Source organism: Sphingobium yanoikuyae, assembly GCF_034424525.1.
Taxonomy (GTDB): domain Bacteria; phylum Pseudomonadota; class Alphaproteobacteria; order Sphingomonadales; family Sphingomonadaceae; genus Sphingobium; species Sphingobium yanoikuyae.
This window is the reverse complement of the sequence record NZ_CP139979.1, coordinates 4094078-4116108: the sequence shown is the minus strand read 5'-3', so window position 1 is coordinate 4116108 and position 22031 is coordinate 4094078. Positions and strand designations below refer to the sequence as shown.

20 protein-coding genes are annotated in these 22031 nt (G+C 65.2%); 11 read left to right on the top strand and 9 right to left on the bottom strand.

The annotated features are described in order from the left end of the window. The first annotated feature begins 61 nt into the window (after positions 1-61). The 4 genes from U0025_RS19010 (at position 62) to U0025_RS18995 (ending at position 5097) form a co-directional block, all read left to right on the top strand. Positions 62-1645: an acyl-CoA synthetase gene (locus U0025_RS19010; protein WP_254792338.1), complete on the top strand. Its 1584-nt coding sequence runs from the start codon at positions 62-64 to the stop codon at positions 1643-1645. Between the two features lie 16 nt (positions 1646-1661). Then, positions 1662-2810 (top strand): FAS1-like dehydratase domain-containing protein, encoded by a 1149-nt coding sequence (locus U0025_RS19005; RefSeq protein ID WP_004209068.1) that lies wholly within the window; start codon positions 1662-1664, stop codon positions 2808-2810. 68 nt (positions 2811-2878) lie between these two features. Beyond that, entirely contained in the window at positions 2879-4096 is a 1218-nt protein-coding gene (locus U0025_RS19000) for a CaiB/BaiF CoA transferase family protein (RefSeq protein WP_254792337.1), read from the top strand. A gap of 83 nt (positions 4097-4179) precedes the next feature. Beyond that, on the top strand, positions 4180-5097 hold the full coding sequence (locus U0025_RS18995; RefSeq protein WP_004209066.1) for an SDR family NAD(P)-dependent oxidoreductase: 918 nt from the start codon (positions 4180-4182) through the stop codon (positions 5095-5097). A 4-nt stretch (positions 5098-5101) separates the two neighbouring features. Here U0025_RS18995 and U0025_RS18990 read toward each other — a convergent pair whose 3' ends face one another. From U0025_RS18990 to U0025_RS18955, 8 genes are read right to left on the bottom strand one after another with little or no spacing between them, the layout of a single operon-like run. Continuing rightward, positions 5102-5509, bottom strand: a complete 408-nt coding sequence (locus tag U0025_RS18990; RefSeq protein WP_004209065.1) for a nuclear transport factor 2 family protein — start codon at positions 5507-5509, stop codon at positions 5102-5104. A 4-nt stretch (positions 5510-5513) separates the two neighbouring features. Next, positions 5514-6677 (bottom strand): sulfotransferase family protein, encoded by a 1164-nt coding sequence (locus tag U0025_RS18985; protein ID WP_004209064.1) that lies wholly within the window; start codon positions 6675-6677, stop codon positions 5514-5516. 20 nt (positions 6678-6697) lie between these two features. Beyond that, a complete protein-coding gene (locus U0025_RS18980) occupies positions 6698-7447 on the bottom strand; it encodes a 3'(2'),5'-bisphosphate nucleotidase CysQ (protein WP_004209063.1) in 750 nt (249 codons plus the stop codon). An 8-nt stretch (positions 7448-7455) separates the two neighbouring features. Beyond that, complete coding sequence (gene cysN, locus U0025_RS18975) at positions 7456-9414, bottom strand: sulfate adenylyltransferase subunit CysN (RefSeq protein ID WP_323156737.1); 1959 nt, start codon at positions 9412-9414, stop codon at positions 7456-7458. Further along, entirely contained in the window at positions 9414-10319 is a 906-nt protein-coding gene (cysD, locus tag U0025_RS18970; RefSeq protein WP_004209061.1) for a sulfate adenylyltransferase subunit CysD, read from the bottom strand. Before cysD ends, cysN begins: the two co-directional genes overlap by 1 nt. 23 nt (positions 10320-10342) lie before the next feature. Next, the gene (locus U0025_RS18965) at positions 10343-11602 is read right to left on the bottom strand and encodes an alkyl sulfatase dimerization domain-containing protein (protein ID WP_004209060.1); all 1260 of its coding nucleotides are present in this window, start codon (positions 11600-11602) and stop codon (positions 10343-10345) included. Further along, complete coding sequence (locus U0025_RS18960) at positions 11599-12612, bottom strand: zinc-dependent alcohol dehydrogenase (protein WP_004209059.1); 1014 nt, start codon at positions 12610-12612, stop codon at positions 11599-11601. The genes U0025_RS18965 and U0025_RS18960 overlap by 4 nt, the downstream gene beginning before the upstream one ends. 21 nt (positions 12613-12633) lie before the next feature. Beyond that, complete coding sequence (locus U0025_RS18955) at positions 12634-13455, bottom strand: SDR family oxidoreductase (protein WP_004209058.1); 822 nt, start codon at positions 13453-13455, stop codon at positions 12634-12636. A gap of 151 nt (positions 13456-13606) precedes the next feature. Here U0025_RS18955 and U0025_RS18950 point away from each other — a divergent pair, with 151 nt between their 5' ends. The 4 genes from U0025_RS18950 (at position 13607) to U0025_RS18935 (ending at position 16620) form a co-directional block, all read left to right on the top strand. Then, positions 13607-14473 (top strand): helix-turn-helix domain-containing protein, encoded by an 867-nt coding sequence (locus U0025_RS18950; RefSeq protein WP_004209057.1) that lies wholly within the window; start codon positions 13607-13609, stop codon positions 14471-14473. Positions 14474-14600: 127 nt separating this feature from the next. Continuing rightward, on the top strand, positions 14601-15752 hold the full coding sequence (locus tag U0025_RS18945; protein WP_004209056.1) for a sulfotransferase family protein: 1152 nt from the start codon (positions 14601-14603) through the stop codon (positions 15750-15752). Between the two features lie 3 nt (positions 15753-15755). After that, positions 15756-16223, top strand: coding sequence for a VOC family protein (locus U0025_RS18940; RefSeq protein WP_004209054.1), 468 nt, complete (start codon positions 15756-15758; stop codon positions 16221-16223). Between the two features lie 13 nt (positions 16224-16236). Then, a complete protein-coding gene (locus U0025_RS18935; RefSeq protein WP_004209053.1) occupies positions 16237-16620 on the top strand; it encodes a VOC family protein in 384 nt (127 codons plus the stop codon). Position 16621: 1 nt separating this feature from the next. Here the strand turns inward: U0025_RS18935 and U0025_RS18930 are convergent, their stop codons facing one another. Next, the gene (locus tag U0025_RS18930; RefSeq protein ID WP_254792336.1) at positions 16622-17422 is read right to left on the bottom strand and encodes an SDR family NAD(P)-dependent oxidoreductase; all 801 of its coding nucleotides are present in this window, start codon (positions 17420-17422) and stop codon (positions 16622-16624) included. Positions 17423-17680: 258 nt separating this feature from the next. Here U0025_RS18930 and U0025_RS18925 point away from each other — a divergent pair, with 258 nt between their 5' ends. The 3 genes from U0025_RS18925 to acuI all read left to right on the top strand — a co-directional run bounded on the left by U0025_RS18925 (position 17681) and on the right by acuI (position 22027). Further along, positions 17681-20110: a TonB-dependent receptor gene (locus tag U0025_RS18925; protein WP_004209051.1), complete on the top strand. Its 2430-nt coding sequence runs from the start codon at positions 17681-17683 to the stop codon at positions 20108-20110. 210 nt (positions 20111-20320) lie between these two features. Further along, positions 20321-21001, top strand: coding sequence for a TetR/AcrR family transcriptional regulator (locus tag U0025_RS18920; protein ID WP_004209050.1), 681 nt, complete (start codon positions 20321-20323; stop codon positions 20999-21001). A gap of 42 nt (positions 21002-21043) precedes the next feature. Beyond that, positions 21044-22027 carry an acrylyl-CoA reductase (NADPH) gene (gene acuI / locus U0025_RS18915; protein WP_004209048.1) on the top strand — a complete coding sequence of 328 codons (984 nt, stop codon included), beginning with the start codon at positions 21044-21046 and terminating at the stop codon, positions 22025-22027. Positions 22028-22031 lie beyond the last annotated feature (4 nt).

Sequence of the window (22031 nt, the reverse complement as noted above, 5' to 3'; positions counted from 1 at the left end):
TGCAAGCAGCGACGGGGTTTCGACCCGTTCGCCCAGTTGAATGCCGGACCGATGGGATGGGATGATGGCGAAGCTAACCGACTATCGCAGCTATGCCGATGCACAGGCACATGCGACCTCAGCGGCGCTGTGGGATCTGTTCGACGGCGACCGCGAAGACCTGAACATCGCCCATGAATGCATCACCCGCCATGCTGACGGATCGGGCCGTGCCGCCGTGCGCATCGCCCATGCCGCCAATGGTGATGATGGCGGCCGGGACGAGATATTGAGCTTCGACGCGATCGCGGCGGGCGCTGCGCGCTTCGCCCATTGGCTTGATGCCGAGGGTATTCAGCCGGGCGAACGCATCGCCTTCATGCTGGAGCCTTCGCTGCCCTTCTATGTCTGCCTGTTCGGCGCGATGCAGACCGGCGCGATCTCGGTGCCGCTCTTCACCCTGTTCGGCCCGGATGCATTGCGGCTGCGGGTCGATGACTGCAAGCCGACCATCCTCATCACCAACGCGGAAAAGGCGGAGCTGGCGCGCAGCATGGACGGCCCGCGCGTGATCGTCGCCGACGACGCATTGCTGGCCGATCTCGCCCGCTTCCCGGCGAGCTACAGCCCGAAGACCAAGGCCAATGACCTGGCCGTGTTCCAATATACGTCGGGCACCACGCGCGAACTGCCCGAGGCGGTGAAGCACAGCCACCGCGCGCTGGTGACCTTGATGTTCGCCGCCCTCTACGGCACCGGCATCCGGCCGGGCGACGAGTTTTTCTGCCCCTCTTCGCCGGCCTGGGGCCATGGCCTGTGGCATGGCACGCTGGCGCCGCTGGGGCTGGGCGTGACGACCGGCACCTTTGCCGGCCGGTTCGATCCGGTGCGGCTGATGCAGGCGCTGGAAGCCTATGGCATCACCAACATGTCGGCCGCCGCGACCCATTATCGGATGATGAAGAATAGCGGCCGGGCCGCCGACTTCGCCTTCCATTTCGACAAGCTGTCCTACACCGGCGAGCCGATCGACCCGGCGACGCTGGAGTTCATCGACGCCCATTTCAAGGTGCCGGCCTGTTCCATGTACGGCACGACCGAGATTGGCGTGGTGCTGGTCAACTATCCCGGCGCGCAGGATTTCAGGGTGAAGCCGGGTTCGCTGGGCAAGGCGGTGCCGGGCCAGAAGCTGGAAGTGCAGCGCCCCGATGGCAGCGCCTGCGACCCCGGCGAGATTGGCGAGCTGATGCTGTGGCGCCGCGATCGGTGGGAAACCACCAAGGACCGGGCGAAGATCGACGCCGACGGCTATTTCTACCATTGCGGCCGCGCCGACGACGTCATCATCTCGGCCGGCTGGACGATGAGCGCGGTCGAGATCGAGAATACGCTGCTCAAGCATGAGGCGGTGCTGGAATGCGCGGTGATCGGCGTGCCCGACGACAAGCGCGGCCAGGTGGTGAAGGCCTTCATCATCCTCAATCGCGACGGCAGCGACGCGCTGGTCCGCGAACTGCAGGACTTCACCCGCGAAAAGCTCGCCCAGCATGAATTCCCCCGCATCGTCGAATTCGTGACCGACCTGCCCAAGACGCCGGCCGGCAAGGTCCACCGCAAGATTTTGAGAGATCGTGAGGCCGCCAAGGCGGTCGAACTCGCCAACTGAAGTCAGGAGAAGAGAGATGGCAACATTGGCCGACGCGCCCGTGAACAAATTCCCCAAGATCACCGAGGAGGGGCTGGACGACCTGCGCAAGCGCATCGGCGTCAAGATCGAGAATACGGTCGAGCCGTGGAACTACGAAGCCACGCGCGACGCGATCCGCCATTATGCGCACGGCATCGGCGACGATAATCCGCTGTGGTGCGATCCGGCCTATGCCGAAAAGACCAAGCATGGTTCGCTGGTTGCGCTGCCGAGCTTCCTGTTCACCACCAGCCGCATCATCTCGGGCTATTGCGGTGGCCTGTCGGGCGTCCATGCCATGTGGGCGGGCGCCGACTGGACCTGGCACAAGCCGGTGCTGCGCAACGACACGATCCGCACCGAGGCCTATTTGAAGGATCTGGTCGAGCATCAGACTAAGTTCGCCGGTCGCAGCTTCCAGCAGATCTACCATGTCGATTTCTTCAACCAGTCGGGCGACAAGGTGGCTGAAGGCGATAGCTGGGTATTCCGCACCGACCGCGACGAAGCGCGCGAGCGTGGCACGAAGTACACCGAAGCCCGTGGTCGTGTGGAACCCTTCACCGACGAACAGCTGGCCGAGATGTACAAGCTGTACGAGAAGGAAGAAATTCGCGGCGCTACGCCCCGTTATTGGGAAGATGTGCAGGTCGGCGACGAGCTGCCGCGCATGATGAAGGGGCCGATGACCGTCACCGGCTTCATCTGCTACGCGCAGGGCTGGGGCGGCCTCTATATCCGCGCCAACAAGCTGGCGTGGAAGATGCAGCAGAAGCATCCCGGCACCGGCATCAAGAATCGCTTCAACGTGCCCGACTGCCCGGAACGCGTCCATTGGGACGAGGCGTTCGCGCTCGAAGTCGGCGCGCCGGGCGCCTATGACTATGGTCCGGAACGCTGCAGCTGGCTGACCCATCAGGTCACCAACTGGATCGGCGACGACGGCTTCCTGCACAAGAGCAAGTGCCAGATCCGCCGCCACAATCCCGATGGCGACGTGATCTTCATCGACGGCAGCGTGATCCGCAAGTTCGAGGAGAACGGCAAGAAATATGTCGAGATCCAGCAGCGCGCGGAAACCCATCGCGGCGAAGTCTCGGCCTTCGGCACCTCGATTGCCGAACTGCCCAGCCGCCCGGCCTGATCCGGGCGCGGCGGGCCGTTCCTTCCCCCTGGGGAGGATTTGGGATGGGACGGCCCACCGAAAGATGCATGATGGACAGCCACGCCAAGAGTATATGGGCAGGGCCGCTGGCCGGGGTGCGGGTGCTGGATTTTACCCGCGTCCTGGCCGGCCCCTCGGCTGCATTGGCGCTCGCCGATCTGGGCGCGGAAGTCATCAAGGTGGAGCCGCCCGGCAGCGGCGATGACACCCGCAGCTTCCCGCCGCTGCGCGAAGGCGAAAGCCATTATTTCCTCAGCGTCAATCGCGGCAAGAAGAGCATCGTGCTCGACCTGAAAGCCGCCGAGGGGCTGGCGATCGCGCGCGACCTGGCGGCCAAGTCCGACATCGTCATCGAAAATTACCGGCCCGGCGTGATGGACCGGCTGGGCCTTGGCTATGAGGCGCTGTCGGCGATCAACCCCGGCCTCATCTATTGCGCCATTTCCGGCTTCGGCATGACCGGGCCACTCAAGGATCGGCCGTCCTTCGACATCGTGCTGCAGGCCATGTCCGGCGCGCTCAGCGTCAATGGCGAACCGGGCGGGCTGCCGACCAAGCTCGGCATTCCGCTGGGCGATCTGGTCGGCGGCATCAACGGGCCGATCGCGATCCTCGCCGCCCTGCACGAACGCCATGCCACCGGGCGCGGCCGGCTGATCGACATCAGCCTGATGGACGGGATGATCGGCCTGCTCGGCTATCTGGCGCAATTGAGCTTCTTCACCGGGCAGGATCCGGTGCCGCAGGGATCGCAGCATCCCAATCTCGTCCCCTATGGCGTCTTTCCGGCGAGCGACGGGTCGATCGTCATCGCCTGCCTCACCAATCATTTCTGGGGCAAGATCTGCACCGCACTGGGGCTGGACGCGCTGGCCGACGATCCGCGCTATGACAGGCTCGACAAGCGCCGCGAGCGGCGGGCGGAGGTGAACGCCCTGCTGTCGGCGGTGACGCAGACCCGCACCGTGGCCGACCTTGCCGAGCTGTTCGCCGCGCATCAGGTGCCCCATGCGCCGATCCTGACCATCAGCGAGGCACTGGCCCAGCCGCAGACGCTGGCCCGCAACATGGTGGTGGAGACCGAGCACAGGACGCTGGGCACGATCCCGATCGTCAACCGCCCCTTCCGCTTCCCAGGCGCGGAGCAGCCCGTGCCAAGTGCGCCGCCGGTGCTGGGCGAGCATAGCGACGCGGTGCTGGCAGACCTTCTCGGGATGGATGCGCAGACCATCGCCCGGCTGCGCGACGCCGGGATCGTCGCCTGAGCGATCATTTGGCGCCACGCTTGGGGCGACGGCACCGCCGCCGCTAAGCTCCCCGCCAATCATCATCCGGGAGAGAGACTATCATGCTGCGATTTGACGACCGCGTCGCCCTGATCACCGGCGCCGGGCGTGGCCTCGGCCGGGCCTATGCGTTGCTGCTGGCGGCGCGCGGGGCGAAGGTGGTGGTCAATGATCCCGGCGTCAGCATGCAGGGTGAGGGGACCGATGCCGGCCCGGCCCAGTCGGTGGTGGACGAGATTCGTGCCGCCCGCGGCCAGGCGATTGCCTCGACCGACAGCGTCGCCACGCCCGAAGGCGGGCTGGCGATGATCGACCTCGCCCGCGACCATTTCGGCAGCATCGACATTCTTATCCACAATGCCGGCATCGTCAGGCGCGGCGGCCTGGCGGAACTCAGCTATGCCGATTTCGAGACGGTGCTCGACGTCCATCTGCGCGGCGCCTTCCATGTCGTGCGCGCCGCCTTCCCGCATATGTGCGCCGCCAATTATGGCCGCATCGTCCTCACCGGATCGATCAACGGCCTTTATGGCAATGCCGGCGTGGTCAATTACAGCGTCGCCAAGGCGGGGATGATCGGCCTGTCCAACGTCGCCGCGATCGAAGGCGCGGCCCATGGGGTGAAGAGCAACATCATCCTGCCCGGCGCCGTCACCCGCATGGCCGAGGGTCTCGACACCAGCGCCTATCCGCCGATGGACCCGGAACTGGTCGCGCCCGCCGTCGGCTATCTCGCGCATCAGGATTGCGCGGTCAGTGGCGAGATGCTGATCGCCATGGCCGGGCGTGTCGCGCGCGCCTACACGATGGAAACCGCTGGCGTGTTCCAGCCCGACTGGACGATCGAGCAGATTGCCGATCGGCTGGACGCGATCCGCGATACGCAGGACGCGTTGCTCTTCCCGCCGGTGCCGACCGGCCATCTCGACCATCTGCGCTACAGTTTCGCGATGGCCAGCCAGGGCATGAAACAGGGCTGATCGCTCAGTCCTGCTTCGCCGCCATCATCGCCTGGATCAGCGGCTTGATCTGGGCTTCCACCGGCGTCGGGTTGAAATGCTCGGCGACCGACGCGATCCGGCCGTCGCGGATGCGCAGCAGGAAGACATAGCGATTGGCGAAGGGCTCGCCATTCACCAGCGTGCCCGCCGACCGCACCTCGGCCGCGACCCGGTCCGCTTCCGCGGTCAGCGAATCGACGGTGAAGCTCAGCCCGCCCTGGAACAGCGACCCCAGCATCGCCACGCCGCGCTGATAGGATGCGCGCGGCGCATCGACGCCCGATGTCGTCGTCCAGGCGGTCATGTCCTCGGTCAGCAATTCGTCCGGCAGTGCCGCCGCCGACAGGGCGGCAAAGAAGCGGCGGGCGAGGTCATGATGCGCCTGCGTCATCGGGTCAGGCCTTCACGGGAATCGAGAAGCGGTCGGTATAGGCCTTGAAATGGGCGTGGATCTGCGCCCGATCGAGCCCATAATCGGCCAGGTCATAGCTATGCTTGCCATGCTTGCCCTGTGGATTGGCGGCCAGCATCGCGGTCATGCCGGCTTCCGCTTCCGCCGTGAACGGTTCGTCGAAGCGAGCATAGAGCTTGCGCATCTCGCCGATCGGGTCGCGTAGCTGGTCGTCATACTGGATGTCGTGGATCGCATCCTGGCCATGCTTTTCGCGATAGGCCAGCATCCGCTCGATCATCAGGTCGAAGGTGCGCAGTTGCGAGCGGCCGACCTCGACCGGGTCGACATCGGCGCTGAACATCTTGCGCACTTGGTAGACGAGGCTGCAGGCAGAGCCGACGACGTCGGCCGGATCGCGATGGGTCATGACCAGCTGGGCATCGGGATAGACGGTGGTGAGGTCGTCCAGGAACAGCGGATGCCAGGGATTCTTCAGTGTCCAGCGGCCGCCATTTTCTGCCTGCAGCAATTGCAGCAGCCGCTTGTGATAGCGGAAGGCGGGCAGGTAGCTCGTGGCGAACAGCCATTTCTGATAGCTCGGCACATGCAGAACCGAGTCATAATATTGGGCGCAGAAGGACGGCGCCATGGCGAACTGGCACTCGGTCGGGCTGTCGGCATCCTCATGATGGATGGCCGAGATATGCGGCGCATATTTGAGCGACATGTCGAGCCGCGCCTGTTCCGCGACATAGCGCGGGTCGCTGCTGAGCGTGCCGGCCGCAGCGGGTGGCGCCGAATTGAACGCTTCCCAGCGCAGGAAGGAGCGGCGAGCCGGATCGGCGTTCAAGAGGTTGATCGTCAGGGTCGTGCCGGTGCGTGGCAGGCCGAAGACGAACATCGGCTTTTCGACCGGCGCGTCGAGCAGGTCTGGATGGCGGGCGAGCCAGTCCTCGACCTGCAGCCGGTTGGCGAGCGTCGCGGTCAGCTGCTGTGCCCAGCGGCCCTGCGCCGCTTCGGTGAGGTTGGCCTCGCGGTTGATCGCGTCGACCAGCACGTCCAGCCCTTCCAATATGGCGTCGTCGCCCAGGTCGGTAAGGCCGGTCTGTTCGCGCGCGGCGGCGACCAGGGCGTCGGCGTCGAGGCCGATGGTGTCGGTGGTCATGATCCTCTTCCCTTCTGTTTTCAGGCGGCCTGCGCCGCGATCTCGGCCATAGCCCCCAGCACTGCATCGGCATGTTCGTGCCTGCAAATGAGGAGGTCAGGCATGTATGTGTCTTGCTGGTTGTAGGTCAGCGGTGCGCCGTCGATGCGGGAGGCGTGGAGGCCGTGGGCGAGTGCGACGGCGGCGGGGGCGCAGCTGTCCCATTCATATTGGCCGCCGGCGTGGAGATAGATGTCGGCCTGGCCCAGGATCACCGCCATCGCCTTGGCGCCGGCGGAGCCCATGGGGACCAGTTCGGCACCCAGCGCTTCGGCGACCGCGACCGCCTGGGGTGCGGGGCGGGTGCGGGATACGACCATGCGCAGTTTCTCGGGCGCGGGCGGGATTGCGCGCGGCTGGTCGGTGCGCAGGACGATGCCATCCTCATGCCCCGGCAGCGCAACCGCGCCGATGGTCGGCACGCCGTTTACGGCGAGGCCGACATGGACGGCCCAGTCGGCGCGTGCCTCGCCATATTCGCGGGTGCCGTCGACCGGGTCGACGATCCACACCCGGCTGTGGGTCAGTCTGGCCCCGTCACAGGCCATCTCCTCGGAGAGGAGACCATCCTCGGCCCGCTGCTCCCGCAGCGCATGGACGAGGAACTGGTTGGCGGTCTGGTCGCCGGCCTTGCCGAGCGCCTTGGCGCTGAACAGGCCCGAGGCGCGGACCTCCAGCAGCAGGCGGCCGGCGGTCTCGGCGAGATGGGCGGCCAGATCGGCATCTGTCATGATGTTGCTCATTTGAGCGGCATGATCTTGCGGATGATATGCTCGGCGGCTTCCTGTGGCGTCATCTCGACGGTGTTGACCCGGATTTCGGGGCTGGTGGGCGCCTCATAGGGGCTGTCGATGCCGGTGAAGTTCTTGAGGGCACCCGATCGCGCCTTCTTGTAGAGGCCCTTGACGTCGCGCGCCTCGGCAACCTCGAGCGGGGTATCGACGAAGATCTCGATGAACTCGCCGTCCGGCAGCATCTCGCGCACCATCTCGCGCTCGGCGCGGAAGGGCGAGATGAAGGCGGTCAGCACGATCAAGCCCGCGTCGGCCATCAGCTTGGCAACCTCGCCGACGCGGCGGATATTCTCGATCCGGTCGGCCTCGGTAAAGCCCAGATCCTTGTTGAGGCCATGGCGGATATTGTCGCCATCCAAGAGGAAGGTGTGGCGGTTCATCAGCGCGAGCCGCTTTTCCACCTCATTGGCGATGGTCGACTTGCCCGAGCCCGAGAGGCCGGTGAACCAGAGGATGCGGGGAACCTGGTTCTTGAGCGCGGCATGGGCCTCGCGGCCGATATCGGTCGCCTGCCAATGGACATTCTGCGCCCGGCGCAGCGAGAAGTGGAGCATGCCCGCCGCCACGGTGCGGTTGGAGATCTTGTCGATCAGAATGAAGCCGCCGAGCGTGCGGTTTTCGGCATAGGGCTCGAACCTGATCGGCTTGTCGGTCGCCAGTTCGGCAACGCCAATGGCATTCAAGTCCAGCGTCTTGGCGGCCAGATGCTCCATGGTGTTGACGTTGACGACATATTTGGGCGCCTGGACGGTGGCCGAGACGCTCTGCGTGCCGATCTTGAGCCAATAGGACCGGCCCGGCAGCATCGCCTCGTCATCCATCCACACGATGGTCGCCTCGAACTGGCTGGAGACCTCGGGCGGATTGTCAGCGACCGCGATGACGTCGCCGCGCGAACAGTCGATCTCGTCGGCAAAGCAGAGCGTGACCGACTGGCCGGCGATCGCTTCGTCGAGGTCGCCGTCACCACCGGTCCCGCTTGCCGGGCCGGTTCCACCCGGCATCGTGACGATGCGACTGATGGTGCTGGTCTTGCCAGACGGCAGCACCCGCACGGCGTCACCCGGCTTGACCGATCCGCTGGCGATCAGGCCGGCAAAGCCGCGAAAGTCCAGGTTCGGACGGTTGACCCACTGGACCGGCATGCGGAAGGGCTTGGCCGCCGCGGTGGTGGCATCGACCTCGACGCTTTCGAGATGCGCCATCAGGGTCGGCCCCTGATACCAGGGGGTGTTCTCGGACCGGGCGGTGATATTGTCGCCCTTGAAGCCGGAGATGGGGATGGGGGTGAAGGCGCTGATGCCGATGCTCTGCGCGAACGCGGCATAATCGGCGACGATCTTGTCGAACACGGCCTGGTCATAGCCGACCAGGTCCATCTTGTTGACGGCCAGCACGATGTTGCGGATGCCGATCAGATGGGCGAGGTAGCTGTGGCGCCGCGTCTGGGTGAGAATGCCCTTGCGCGCGTCGATCAGGATGACGGCCAGGTCGGCGGTGGAGGCACCGGTGACCATGTTGCGGGTATATTGTTCATGGCCCGGCGTATCGGCGACGATGAACTTGCGCTTCTCGGTGGCGAAGAAGCGATAGGCGACGTCGATGGTGATGCCCTGTTCGCGCTCGGCGGCGAGGCCATCGACCAGCAGGGCGAAGTCGATCTCGCCGCCTTGCGTGCCGACGCGCTTGCTATCGGCCTGCAGCGCTTCGAGCTGATCCTCGAAGATCATCTTCGAATCATAGAGCAGCCGCCCGATCAGGGTCGACTTGCCGTCATCGACCGAGCCGCAGGTGATGAAGCGCAGCATGGTCTTGTGCTGATGGACGTCGAGATAGGCGTCGATGTCCTGCGCGATCAGCGCATCGGTCTGGTAGACGGGGTCCTGTGTGATCACGTCGGACATCAGAAATACCCCTCCTGCTTCTTCTTCTCCATGCCGGCGCCGCCGGCATCCTTGTCGATGGCGCGACCCTGGCGCTCGGATGTGGTGGTGAGCAGCATCTCCTGGATCACCTCCGACAGGGTGCTGGCCTCGCTCTCGACCGCGCCGGTCAGCGGATAGCAGCCCAGCGTGCGGAAGCGGATCGATCGCTCGACCGGCACTTCGCCGGGCGCCAGCGGGAAGCGGTCATCATCGACCATCAGCAGCATGCCGTCGCGCTCGACGGTGGGGCGGGGGGCGGCGAAATAGAGCGGCACGATCTCGATGCCCTCGAGCTGGATATATTGCCAGATGTCGAGCTCGGTCCAGTTGGAGATGGGGAAGACGCGGATGCTCTCGCCCTTGGCCTTCTTCGCATTGTAGAGGTTCCACAGTTCGGGCCGCTGGTTCTTGGGATCCCAGCCATGCGACGCGGTGCGGAAGGAGAAGATGCGCTCCTTGGCGCGGCTCTTCTCCTCGTCGCGCCGCGCGCCGCCGAATGCCGCGTCGAAGCCGAACTTGTCGAGCGCCTGCTTCAACCCTTCCGTCTTCCACATGTCGGTGTGGAGCGCGCCATGGTCGAACGGGTTGATGCCGCGCGCCTGGGCCTCGGGATTATGATGGACCAGCAGTTCCATCCCCGCGTCGCGCGCGGCCTTGTCGCGCAGATCATACATCGCGCGGAACTTCCAGGTGGTGTCGACATGCAGCAGCGGGAAGGGCGGCGGCGAGGGATAGAAGGCCTTCTTGGCCAGATGCAGCATCACCGCCGAATCCTTGCCCACCGAATAAAGCATCACAGGCCGATCCGCCTCCGACACAACCTCCCGCAATATATGTATGCTCTCCGCCTCTAGGCGCTCCAAATGCGTAAGACTGCGTGCCATGATTATGCTTCCTGAAATGGGGGTCAGGCGGCCGGGAGCCGCTTGTCGGCATCGGCGATTTCCGCCTTCAGCCACATGGTTTCGGACAGGTTGGTGCTGCCGCTGCGGGCGAGCAATTGTTCGAGCGCGGCCTTCTTGACGGTCAGCGCCGCCTCATGGTCGGGCGCGACGCCCAGCGCGATGTCGAGCAGGTGCAGCGCTTCGAGCGGACGCCCCGCCGCGGCATGGACATGGGCGCGGGCGGCCAATGCCCCGGCGCCGCCGGCCAGTTCGACCAGGTCGGGATAGACGGTCGGGCGCGGCACGCCATAAAGGGCAGTGGTGCCGTCCTCATAATGGAACCAGCCGGCATTTTCCTCCCAGATGGCACGGACGACCCAGCTGGTCTTGCCATGGAATTCGCCGATGCGGATATCCTCGGGCAGGACGATCTCGCGCATCAGATCCTGGACATGCCGGCCGGCATTCATGCCGGCGATCGTCTCGCGCTCGATATAGGAAACGGCGGCATGCATCCGGTCGAGATCGGCGCGGATCGTGTCTGCGCCGCGGATCGGATCGCCATGGCCGGTGATGACCAGTTCGGGCGCCAGCGACCGGACATGCTCCAGCGACTGGAGATAGGCGCGCACCAGCCGGGGGCGGTCGCCGCGCATCGTCACCAGATTGGGCATGGAGCGCCACACCGGGCCGAACAGATTGCCGGTGAAGATGATCTTTTCCTCGGGCATCCAGACGAACACCGAGCAGAGCGTCTCGCCGCCGGACGTCTTCACCACCTCGAACTTGCGGCTGCCCTGTTCGAAGGCATGGACGGTCTCGACCATCCGGTCGGGGACGATGCGGGGCGGCTTGGGCGGTGGACCGTCGCGCCGGGTCATCGATGCCCAGAGCTTGCCCGATCGGATGCCGAGGAACGGGCCGAGCCGGTCGAAATAATCCTCCGTGTCGACGAAGTTGACACCCGTGATGACTTCGGTGCCCGGCTCCTGCTGGTCTGGCAGGGCGCCATAATGGTCGGGATGGGCCTGGGTGACGATGATGCGTTTCAGCGCGCCGGTGCGGTGCGGCGCGAACAGCCCCTTGTTGCGCGCGCCATTGCCCAGGAAGCCGGTATTGACCAGCAGGTCGCCGTCGCCCGTCGTCACCAGATAGGCGTTGGAAATATCCTTCACCATGAAGATGGTCTCGGTGATCGCTTCGGCATCGGTCTGGCCCTGTCCGGCCATCACCAGCGCGCCCAAGGGAGTCTGCGGTTTCTCGGCGGTCGATGGCGTGCTCATGCGTCGGCTCCCTCGAACTCGATCATGACCTTGGCGGATTGCGGGCGGGCGGCGATCTCCAGCCCCTCCATCACCTGCGCGAAGGGCAGCTTGTGGCTGATCAGCGCCGCGATCTTGTCCTTCAGGCGCGGCATGGCGGCGATCACGTCGGGCATTTCGGTCGGATAGCCGACCGCCGTGGTGATCGTCATTTCGGTCGTCAGCATCGGGCCGGCGGGCAGCTCGATCGGTTTCATATAGGCTGCGGTGATGACATGGCGGGCATGGGTCTTGGCCATGGCGATCACGTCGGACAGGATGGAGGGCGCGCCGGCCGCGTCGATATAGGCGTCGGTCTGCGACTTTTCGCGGCCGAACACGGTGGTGGTGCCATGGATCGCCTTGATCCGGGCGATCACATCTTCCTTCGCCGGATTGATCGTGTGGGCGCCGAGCGCGCGGGCGCGCTCCAGCCGTTCCTCGGCCAGGTCGAGCGCGATCACATCCTGGCACCCCCGGTCGATCGCCCAGAGCACCATGCCAAGGCCGATCGGGCCGCAGCCGAAGATGACGACCTTGTCGCCTGCCCTGGCCTGCGCCCGGTTGACGCCGTGCATCGCCACCGACAGCGGTTCGCACATGGCGGCGACATCATAGGATATGCCGTCCGGGATCGGTAGCAGGCTGTCGCCCAGTCGCGCGTCGCGGACCAGCAATTCCTCGGTAAAGGCGCCCTCCGGTCCGCCGCTGCCGATGAAGCTGGGCGTCATCATCGGGTTGATGATGACGCTCTGGCCGACGCTGACGCCCGTGACCTCGTCACCCACGATCATGATCTCGCCCGCGCCCTCATGGCCGAGCGCGGTCAGCTTGCCGGGGCCGGGAATGCCGCCATTCTTGATATAGCTGAGGTCGCTGCCGCAAATGCCGCAGGCCTTCATCTTCACGACGACGTCCTTCGGACCTGGCTCGGGCCGCTGATAGGCGTCGAGCCGGACATCATTCACATCATGGATGTTGAGCAGGTGCATCGGGGCGCTCCTTCGATCGGCTCAGAAGGCGTAGGGCGGGTAGACCAGGCTGCCGCCGTCGATGACGATCGTGTCGCCGCTATGATAGCGCGATGCGTCGGACGCGAGATAGGCGCCGATGCCCTCGAAATCCTCGATCGCGCCGGGGCGATGGATCGGCGTCTTGGCCGAGAAATGGGCGTCGACGGCGGCCATGCGGGCCTTCATCTCCTCGCTCATCTCGCCATCGCCGCCGATGCCGGTCTTGATATAGCCCGGCGCGATGCTGTTGGCGCGGATCTCGTACTTGCCCAGTTCCGCCGCCATGCCGCGCACGGCCGCGCCCATGCCGCCCTTCGACGCGGCATAATTGTTGATCCCGGCAATGCCATGGAACATCGACAGGCTGCCGCAATAGACCAGGCTGCCGCCCGGCTCGCCGGCTTCGGCGCGGGCGACCATCGCCTTGGCGCCTTCGCGCAGGGTGAAGAAGGCGCCGTGCAGGTTGACCGCCAGCAGATCATGCCATTCGGTCGAATCCAGCGTCAGCACCGAGCGCGAGCGCGAGGCGCGGCCCGAATTGGTGAAAACGCAGTCGATGCGGCCGAAATCGGCGAGCAATTTGGCATAGCCGTCGACGATCGCCTCTTCCGACGCGACATCGACCTGATAGGTTTCGACCCGGCCGGCGCCCGCTGCGCGCAGGGCGGCGGCGGCGGCTTCGTTCTTGTCCGCATTGCGCGCCCAGATGGCGATGTCGCCGCCCATCTTGGCGACGCCCATGGCGAAGCCCAGGCCAATGCCGCCATTGCCGCCGGTGACCAGCGTGACCTTGCCCGTGCAGTCGAAAAGACCCTTAGCCATTCATCTCTCTCCATAGGGTGCCGCATCGTTGGCGGCTTGCCTGATGGCCCAAGGATGGGGGCGACTCCGGCGCCGACGCAATTGACCAGACTATCGAGAATGAGCCATAGTGCAGCGATAGGGCCAAACATGGCCAGAGAGCGGGGGAGCGATGGCGGAATCCTATGCCAGGTCGGTTTTCGAGGCCGAGATTGCGGTGCCGCAGGCGCAGGCGCGGATCATGCGGCTCGACCTGGCGGGGCCGACCGACCGCATTTTCCGGCGCGAGCGCCATTATTGGCTCGACATGTGCCTGACCCCCCGGCCCGAGCGGGTGCGCGGCTGCTATGCCGAGCATTGGGGGCCGCATCGCTATGAGCGGCTGGGCGAGATTTTCCTGGTGCCGCCGGGGCAGGCCTTGCGGTTGCGGACCGAAGGAGAGGGCAGCCAGTCCTCGGTCGTGTGCGAGATCAAGGCGGAGGCGATCGACCGCTGGCTCGACGGCCCGATCGAATGGACCGACAGTCGCCTCGCGGCCTGTCTCGACATCGCCCATCCGCATATGCGCGCCTGCCTGTTCCGCCTGGCGGAGGAGGTTAACCGGCCGGGGCCGGGCAGCATCGTGCTGACCGAGCTGATCGCCGGGCAACTGGCGATCGAGGTGGCGCGCTATTGCCAGGCGATCGCCGAGGGACCGGCGACCGGCGGGCTTGCCACCTGGCGGCTGCGGCGGATCGACGAGCGGCTGCAACTGGGCGGCGCAGCGCCCTCGCTGGAGGAGCTGGCGACCCTGTGCAACCTGTCGGTGCGGCAATTGACGCGCGGCTTTCGCGCCAGCCGGGGCTGTTCGATCGGCGACTATATCGTCCAGTGCCGGATCGATGTCGCCAAACGCTATCTGGGATCGAGCGAGAGCATCAAGGAGATTGCCTTCGCGCTCGGATTCGCTTCGCCCTCCAGCTTCGCCTTCGCCTTTCGCCGCGCCACCGGGGCGACGCCGCGCCAGTTTCGCCAGCATCTGACATCGCGCCCGCGATAGGGGCTGGCCGCGCGCTTCTGATATGGCCCGATATCGATAGTGCGGCCGGGCCGCTTCATCGGGCAGCATTGGCGCGCATCGCCCTGCTGCCCATGATGGCGGCAAAAGACATCAGGAGAGACATGCCATGGGCGCTGCTTTGGTTGCCGACGCGCTGATCGACCGCGCGATCAAGGCCACCGGCCTCGATCGCTTCGATTCCGACAGTTATCGCGAAGGGCTGGACATATTGCTGGCCGATGCGAACCAGGCCGGCCTGTCGGACAGCGGCCATGCGCGGATGGAGGCCAATGTCGTCGACCTGCTGTCCAATCGCCTCAGGACCACCGATTATCTGGCGCAGCGGCCCGAGCTGCTGGAACGGCCGGTCGAGCGGCCGGTCTTCGTCTTCGGCATTCCCCGCACCGGCACGACGCTGCTCAGCAATCTGCTGGCCTGCGATCCGGCCCGGCGATCGCCGCTGACCTGGGAGATTGACGAACCGGTGCCGCCGGCGACCAGCGCCACGCTCAAGAGCGATCCGCGTGCCATCGCCCGGCTGGAACAGGAAAAGGCGATGCTCGCCGCCCGGCCGGAAATGGGCAAATATTATCGCAATTCGGCCGTCTACCCCAATGAATGCATCTTCTTCATGGCGCATGATTTCAAGGCGCTGGCGCTGGAATCGCGGGGGAAGCTGCCCAATTATCGCGACTGGCTGTTCTCGACCGACATGACGTCGGCCTATCACTATCACAAACGCTTCCTGCAATTGCTGCAGGCCGATGCGCCGGGCGTGTGGAATCTCAAAATGCCGAGCCACAGCCTGTGGATCGAGACGATCCGCAAAATCTATCCCGACGCCCGCTTCATCTGGACCCATCGCGATCCCTATACCGCCATGGGCAGCTTCTGCTCGATCATCAGCCTGGGGCAGATGGCCTTTACCGGCCGGGTCGATCCCGAATGGCTGGCGGAAAATTGCACCTATCAGGCACGGCTCCATGCCGACCGCATCATGGATGCGCGCGAGCGGCTGGGCGAGGACAGCATGGTCGACGTCCATTATGCCGACCTCACCAGCGATCCGATCGGCACGATGCGGCGGCTCTATGCCGCGCTGGGCGATGATTTCACGCCGGAGGCGGAGGCCGCGATGCAGGCCTGGCTCGACGACAATCCGCAGGGCAAGTTCGGCCGCCACGACTATAAGCTTGCCCAATATGGCCTGTCGGTGGAGCAATTGGCGCCGCATTTCGAGCGCTATCTGGCGCGCTATGACGTCGCGCGGGAGGGCTGAGCCATGCTGACCGGCCATCATTTCCAGAACGCCTATGTCACCCGCAATGTCGACAAGGCCGTCGCCCAGTTCCGCGAGCAGGCCGATGTCCGCTCCCTGTCGGAGATCGAGGTGCCGGTGCAGCTCTGGACGCCGCAGGGCGAGGGGCAGGGCGTGCAGAAACTTGCCTTCGTCTGGGTCGACGACATGCAGTTCGAACTGATCCAGCCGATATCGGGTGACGTGCTGGCGCTCTATCGCGATGCGCTGCCCGCCGATGATCGGCTGGTCTTCCACCATATCTGCAACCGGGTCGACGACTGGGCCGCCTTCATGGCGCGGGTCGAGCAGCAGCCTTATCCGGTGGTGCTCAAGGGCGGGACGCCGGGCATGCTGGAGTTCGTCTATCTCGATACGCGCGAATGGCTGGGCCATTATGTCGAATATGTGTGGATGGGCGCCGATCGCTGGAAAGGCATGGGCGGATTATGAGGGAGAGAGCAATATGATCAGCATGGCCCGTTTCGGCACCCGCGACCTTGATGGCGCGAAGACATTCTATGACGGCATTGCCGAACTGCTGGGCGCGGTGCGCGCCTATGACCGGCCCGATCTGGTCGCCTACAAGACGGCCGAGGGCGGCATGCTGCTGATCGGCATTCCGTTCGAGGGGGATGCGACGCCGGGCAATGGCAATCAGGTCGGCATCCAGGCGGACAGCCGGGCACAGGTCGATGCGGTCCATGCCCGCGCGCTCGAACTGGGCGGCAAGTGCGAGGGCAAGCCCGGCATTCGCGGCGATGATCCCAACGGTTACTATGGCGCCTATTTCCGCGATCTCGACGGCAACAAGATGACGATCTTCCGCTTCGGCCCGCCCGACGCCTGATTTACAGCAGGCTGCCGCCGTCGACGGGATAGACCTGGCCGGTGATGAAGCCGGCCTGGTCCGACGCCAGATAGACGGCGAGCGAGGCGACTTCCTCGGCAAAGGCGACGGGGCGGCCCAGCACCGTCTGGCGCGACCGCTTCTCCATGTCCTTCGGGCTGGTGCTGGCAAAGGCCCGGCCAAAGAAGTTGCGATCGGGGTGGAATCGGCTGCCGCTGGAGAAGGCGGCGGGATCGCGCGACACGGTGCCATAGGGGGCGACGCAATTGACGCGGATGCCGTGCGGTCCGACTTCCTTCGCCAGCACTTTGGTAAAGCCGTGGACTGCCGCCTTGGCCGCAGAATAGACCGGCAGCATATAGTCGCCGACGATGCCCGCAGTGGAGCCGATATTGACGATCGCGCCCGCCTTGCGCGCGATCATGCCGGGCAGTGTCGCATGGGTCATGCGCAACAGCGTGCCGAGGTTGAGGTCGATGTCGCCGGCCCAGCTTGCCGGATCGGAATCGACGAAGAATCCCGCGCCGATATTGCCGCCGACATTGTTGACCAGAATCGCGACCTCGCCCAGCGCGGAGGCCGCCGCCAGGATCTGCCCCGGCGCGGCCGGATCGCTGAGGTCGGCGGCCACGAAACGGGCGTCCTGCGCGCCGGCGGCGATCGCCTGCTCCACCAGCCGCGCGCCAGCCGCCTGATCGCGCCCCACCGCGACCAGCTTCACCCCTTCGGCCGCCAGCCCCAGGCTGATGGCGCGGCCGATATTGGCGGTCGCGCCGGTCACGATCGCGACCCTGCCCGTCATTTGCATGTCCATTGCGCTCTCCCCTCTCATGCGCCATCGGCTGGCGATCATGCAGGGGGAATGGGCAGGCGCAAATCGCCTGGGGGATCAGTGACGATCTGGTGGAATCGCGATGGCGATATGTCGCCATCTGCAAGGCGGCCGGGCTTCTCGGGCCGCCAATATCAGGCATAACGAGAATCAACCAAAGCAAAAAAGATCACTGCATCAATGGTGACTCAATAGTCAACATGATGTTTATTTGGGGAGGCTTCACTTATGAATCGCATGTCGGCCTATTATTTGATCGGCGCGAGTGTCGCGGCACTCACCATCGCGACGCCGGCTCTTGCCCAGGCGCCCGAGGAACAGGCTGCAACCAGCAACACCGGTTTCGACGCCCAGATCATCATCGTCGAGGCGCGTCGTCGCGGCGAAGACATTCAGGACGTGCCCGCGGTGGTCAACGCGGTCACCGAGCAGGCGATCGGCAACCTCAACATCCGCACCTTCAACGAGGTCCAGGCGCTGGCGCCGGGCCTTGAACTGACCAACAATGCCAATGGCATCGGCGGCAATGCGCGCCTGCGCGGCGTGAATTTCGACGCCAATGCCAGCGGCAACAGCGGCACCATCCAATTCTACTTCAACGACGCACCGCTCTCGCCGGGCGCCGTGCTGCAGCAGATGTACGACATCGGCCAGATCGAAGTGCAGCGCGGGCCGCAGGGCACGCTGCGCGGCCGCGCCTCGCCATCGGGTTCGATCACCATCACCACGCGCAAGCCCGACCTCAACCAGTTTGGCGGTTTCATCGACTGGACCGGCAACGATATCGGCACGCTCAACTTCAAGGGCGGGCTCAACCTGCCGATCATCGAAGGGATTGCCGGCATCCGCGTGTCGGGCGTCTGGAACGAGGATGATGCCGATCGCGTTCGCCCGCTCAGCGGCGGGCCGAGCCCTTGGTCGCGTACCAAGAGCACGCGTATCGTCGGCACGATCGAGCCGACCGACTGGCTGAAGCTGGAAGGCACCTATCAATATATGGACCGCGATGCGCGGACCTATGACCAGGCGATTTCCTTCAGCGAAGCCAATCCCGACGCCACGCCCAGCCCGGTGCTGATCACCGCCAAGGATCGCCTGTCGATCCAGGAACAGCCGCGCATCATCAACCAGCGCTTCGATATCTTCAACTGGCGGTCGGAACTGGCCTTTGCCGGCCAGCGCCTGATCTATCAGGGCATGTATACCAAGCAGAAATTCCATTCGACCGACAATGTCGACGATGGCAATTTCTTCATCGGCCGCGACGTCAATCAGGTCACCGACACGGTGGCCAAGGAAACCTCGCATGAAATCCGGTTGCAGAATGAAGAACGTGTGTTCGACATGTTCGACTATGTCATCGGCTTCTTCGACGACCGGCTCAACCCGCCGACCCACCTGACCTCGCCGACCATCGTGCGCCTGCCTGCGGCCTTTGGCGGCGGCATCGCCTCGGTCGTGCAGACCGAGATCGACCGTACCGGCAAGTCGCACGAACAGTCCTTCTTCGGCAACCTGACCGCCCATTTCGGCGAGGCGACCGAACTGGCGGGCGGCCTGCGCCAGATCAAGTATAAGTCGAACAACTATCTGGCGGTCAACGGCAACACCATCGCCGCGGACTCGCAGGATACCGACAAGCTGATCTACAGCGCATCGATCAAGCATAATTTCACGCCGGACTTCCTGGTCTATGCCGCGACCGGCAGCTCCTTCCGTCCGGGCATCAACGTGGTGGGCGACTTCAACATCGCGCCGTCGGCGCTGGAGCGCTCCTTCCTCGACCTGCCGCCCGAAACCTCCAAATCCTATGAGTTGGGCTTCAAGAGTACGCTGATGGGCGGGCGGATGCGCTTCAACGTCACCGCCTATCACCAGAAGTACAAGAACTTCCCCTATCGCGTGCCCAACAACGGCGTTTATTATGTGAACACCGTCGCCGTCCGCAATGCGGCCGGGCAGGTGACCGGCACCGCGCAGCAGGTCGGCTCGTTCAACTTCGTGGGCGCTGTCCCGGTCGAGGTGAACGGCGTGGAAAGCGAACTGGGCTTCGACATCACCCGCAGCTGGAACGTCAACCTGACCGGCAGCTATTCGCTCGGCAAGATCAAGAACGGCACCATTCCGTGCAACGACCTGAACGGCGACGGCATTCCCGATCCGGTCGGCAATGCGCCCAGCCTGGCGGAACTGCAGGGTGCTGTCGGCGCCGACAATCTCTCGGCTTGTCAGGTGAACCAGCGCGCGGCCTTCCTGCCGCCGATCACCGCCACGCTGCAGAGCGAGTTCCACACGACCATTTCGGGCAAGACCGACGGCTTCATCCGTGGCCTCGTCAATTATAACGGCAAGTCGAAGGGCGATCCGGGCAATAATTATGACGATGTCAGCGCCTATGCGCTGGTCAATCTCTATGCCGGTATCCGCGATCCCGATGGCGGCTGGGAAATCTCGCTGTTTGCCAAGAATCTGTTCGACACGACCAAGGTGCTGACGCGGACCACCCCGCTCTTCACCGGCTATCAGCAGATCACCGGCTTCACCGCGACCGGCGCGACCACGGCGGCGGCGACCTATACCAGCACCTATACCGGTGCCACGGTCACCCCGCCGCGCGAATTTGGCGTCAATCTGCGCTTCGCCTTCGGTTCGCGCTGATCCATCCGCGCCAAGGGCCAGACGATCGGCCGGGCAGCCCCAGGGGGTTGTCCGGCCGATCGGCGTTTGGGGCCATGGCCTTCGCGGGAGCGATGAGGGCGCGACCGCCGGGCCGCAGCGATTGACTCTGGCCCCGGAGCGGGCAGGGATGGAGCCGATCAACAGGGCTGATCATTATAGGCTCTGAACGATCAACCTAGGTGAGGCAGCATGACGGACATTCGGAAAAGGCGCGCCCGCGATCCCGTGGCGACCCGTGAGGCCATATTGGAAGCCGCCCGTGCGCTGCTGGCCAAGGATGGGCCGGATGGCGTCAGCCTGTCGGAAGTCGCCCATCTCGCCGGCGTCAATCGCGGCACCGCCTACCAGCATTTCGAAACCCGTGAGAAGCTGATCGAGGCGACTGCGGACTGGGTGTCGGAACGCATGTTCCGTTCGGTCTTCGGCGATCCCGAGACGATCGGCGAGCGCCGGGTCGAGGAAGTCGACATTGCCGACACCACCGACCGGCTGGCTTTGTTCGCGATGGACAATCCCGAGCTGTGCCGCATCTGGCTGCTCCAGCTTCTGGCCTCGCCCGATCCGATGGCCGACCCTTTCTGGCGCGAATATGAAGGTTCGCTCCAGCGCTTCGCCCACAGCGATCTCGCCGAAGACGGCGTCGATGCCGAAGTCCTGTCGGTGCTGATGCTGGCGGGTGCCTTTCTCTGGCCGATCTGGGCGCGCAGCCATGCCCGCGAAGAGGGGGAACGGCGGGCACTTGGCCGTCGCCTCGCCCAGGAATGCCTGCGCCTGTGCATGTTCGGATCGATGCGCAGCGACAAATTCCCCGACATTGCCGAGCGGCTCGGCCGTCCGCTCGCGCCGCTCCCCAGGGTTGCCCAGGGATAGGCTGCCCGATTTCCCTTTCTCTCTTCAAGAAGGACCGACCGCATGTTTTCCGCCATCCTGATCGAAAAGACCGACGACAAGCAGAGCGTGTCGCTCGCGCAGGTCGATGAGGCGCAGCTGCCCGAGGGCGATGTGACCATCGACGTCGATTATTCGACCCTGAACTACAAGGATGGCCTGGCGATCACCGGCGCCTCGCCGGTGGTGCGCAAATTTCCGATGGTGCCCGGCATCGACCTGGTCGGCACCGTCCGCAACTCCGACCATGGCGACTGGAAGGCCGGCGACAAGGTGGTGCTGAACGGCTGGGGCGTGGGCGAGGGCCATTGGGGCGGCCTCTCCCAGGTCGCCCGGCTGAAGGGCGACTGGCTGGTGCCGCTGCCCAGCGCCTTCACGCCCAGCCAGGCGATGGCGATCGGCACGGCCGGTTACACGGCGGCGCTCTGCGTCGAGGCGCTGGTGAAGGCGGGCGTGACCCCCGATCAGGGCGAAATCCTGGTCACCGGTGCGACCGGCGGCGTCGGCAGCGTTGCGGTCGCTTTGCTCAAGAAGGCGGGCTTCACCGTGATCGGCTCGACCGGCAAGTCGGCCGAGGGCGACTATCTCAAGACGCTGGGCGCCGACGGCGTGATCGACCGCGCCGAACTGTCGGAAAAGGGCAAGCCGCTGCAGAAGGAGCGCTGGGCCGGCGTGGTCGACTCGGTCGGCAGCTTCACCCTCGCCAATGCCTGCGCCCAGACCCGCTATGGCGGCGTGGTCGCCGCCTGCGGCCTCGCCCAGGGCGCCGATTTCCCGGCGACCGTCATGCCCTTCATCCTGCGCGGCGTGCGCCTGCTCGGCGTCGACAGCGTGATGGCGCCCAAGCCCGTGCGCCTCGCCGCCTGGGCGCGGCTGGCCCGCGATCTCGATCCGGCACTGCTGGAGGTGATCGCGCAGGAAATCTCGCTCGGCGATGCGATCGGCGTCGCCGCCGACCTGCTCGCCGGCAAGGTGCGCGGTCGCGTCATCGTCGACGTCAACCGCTAAGCCG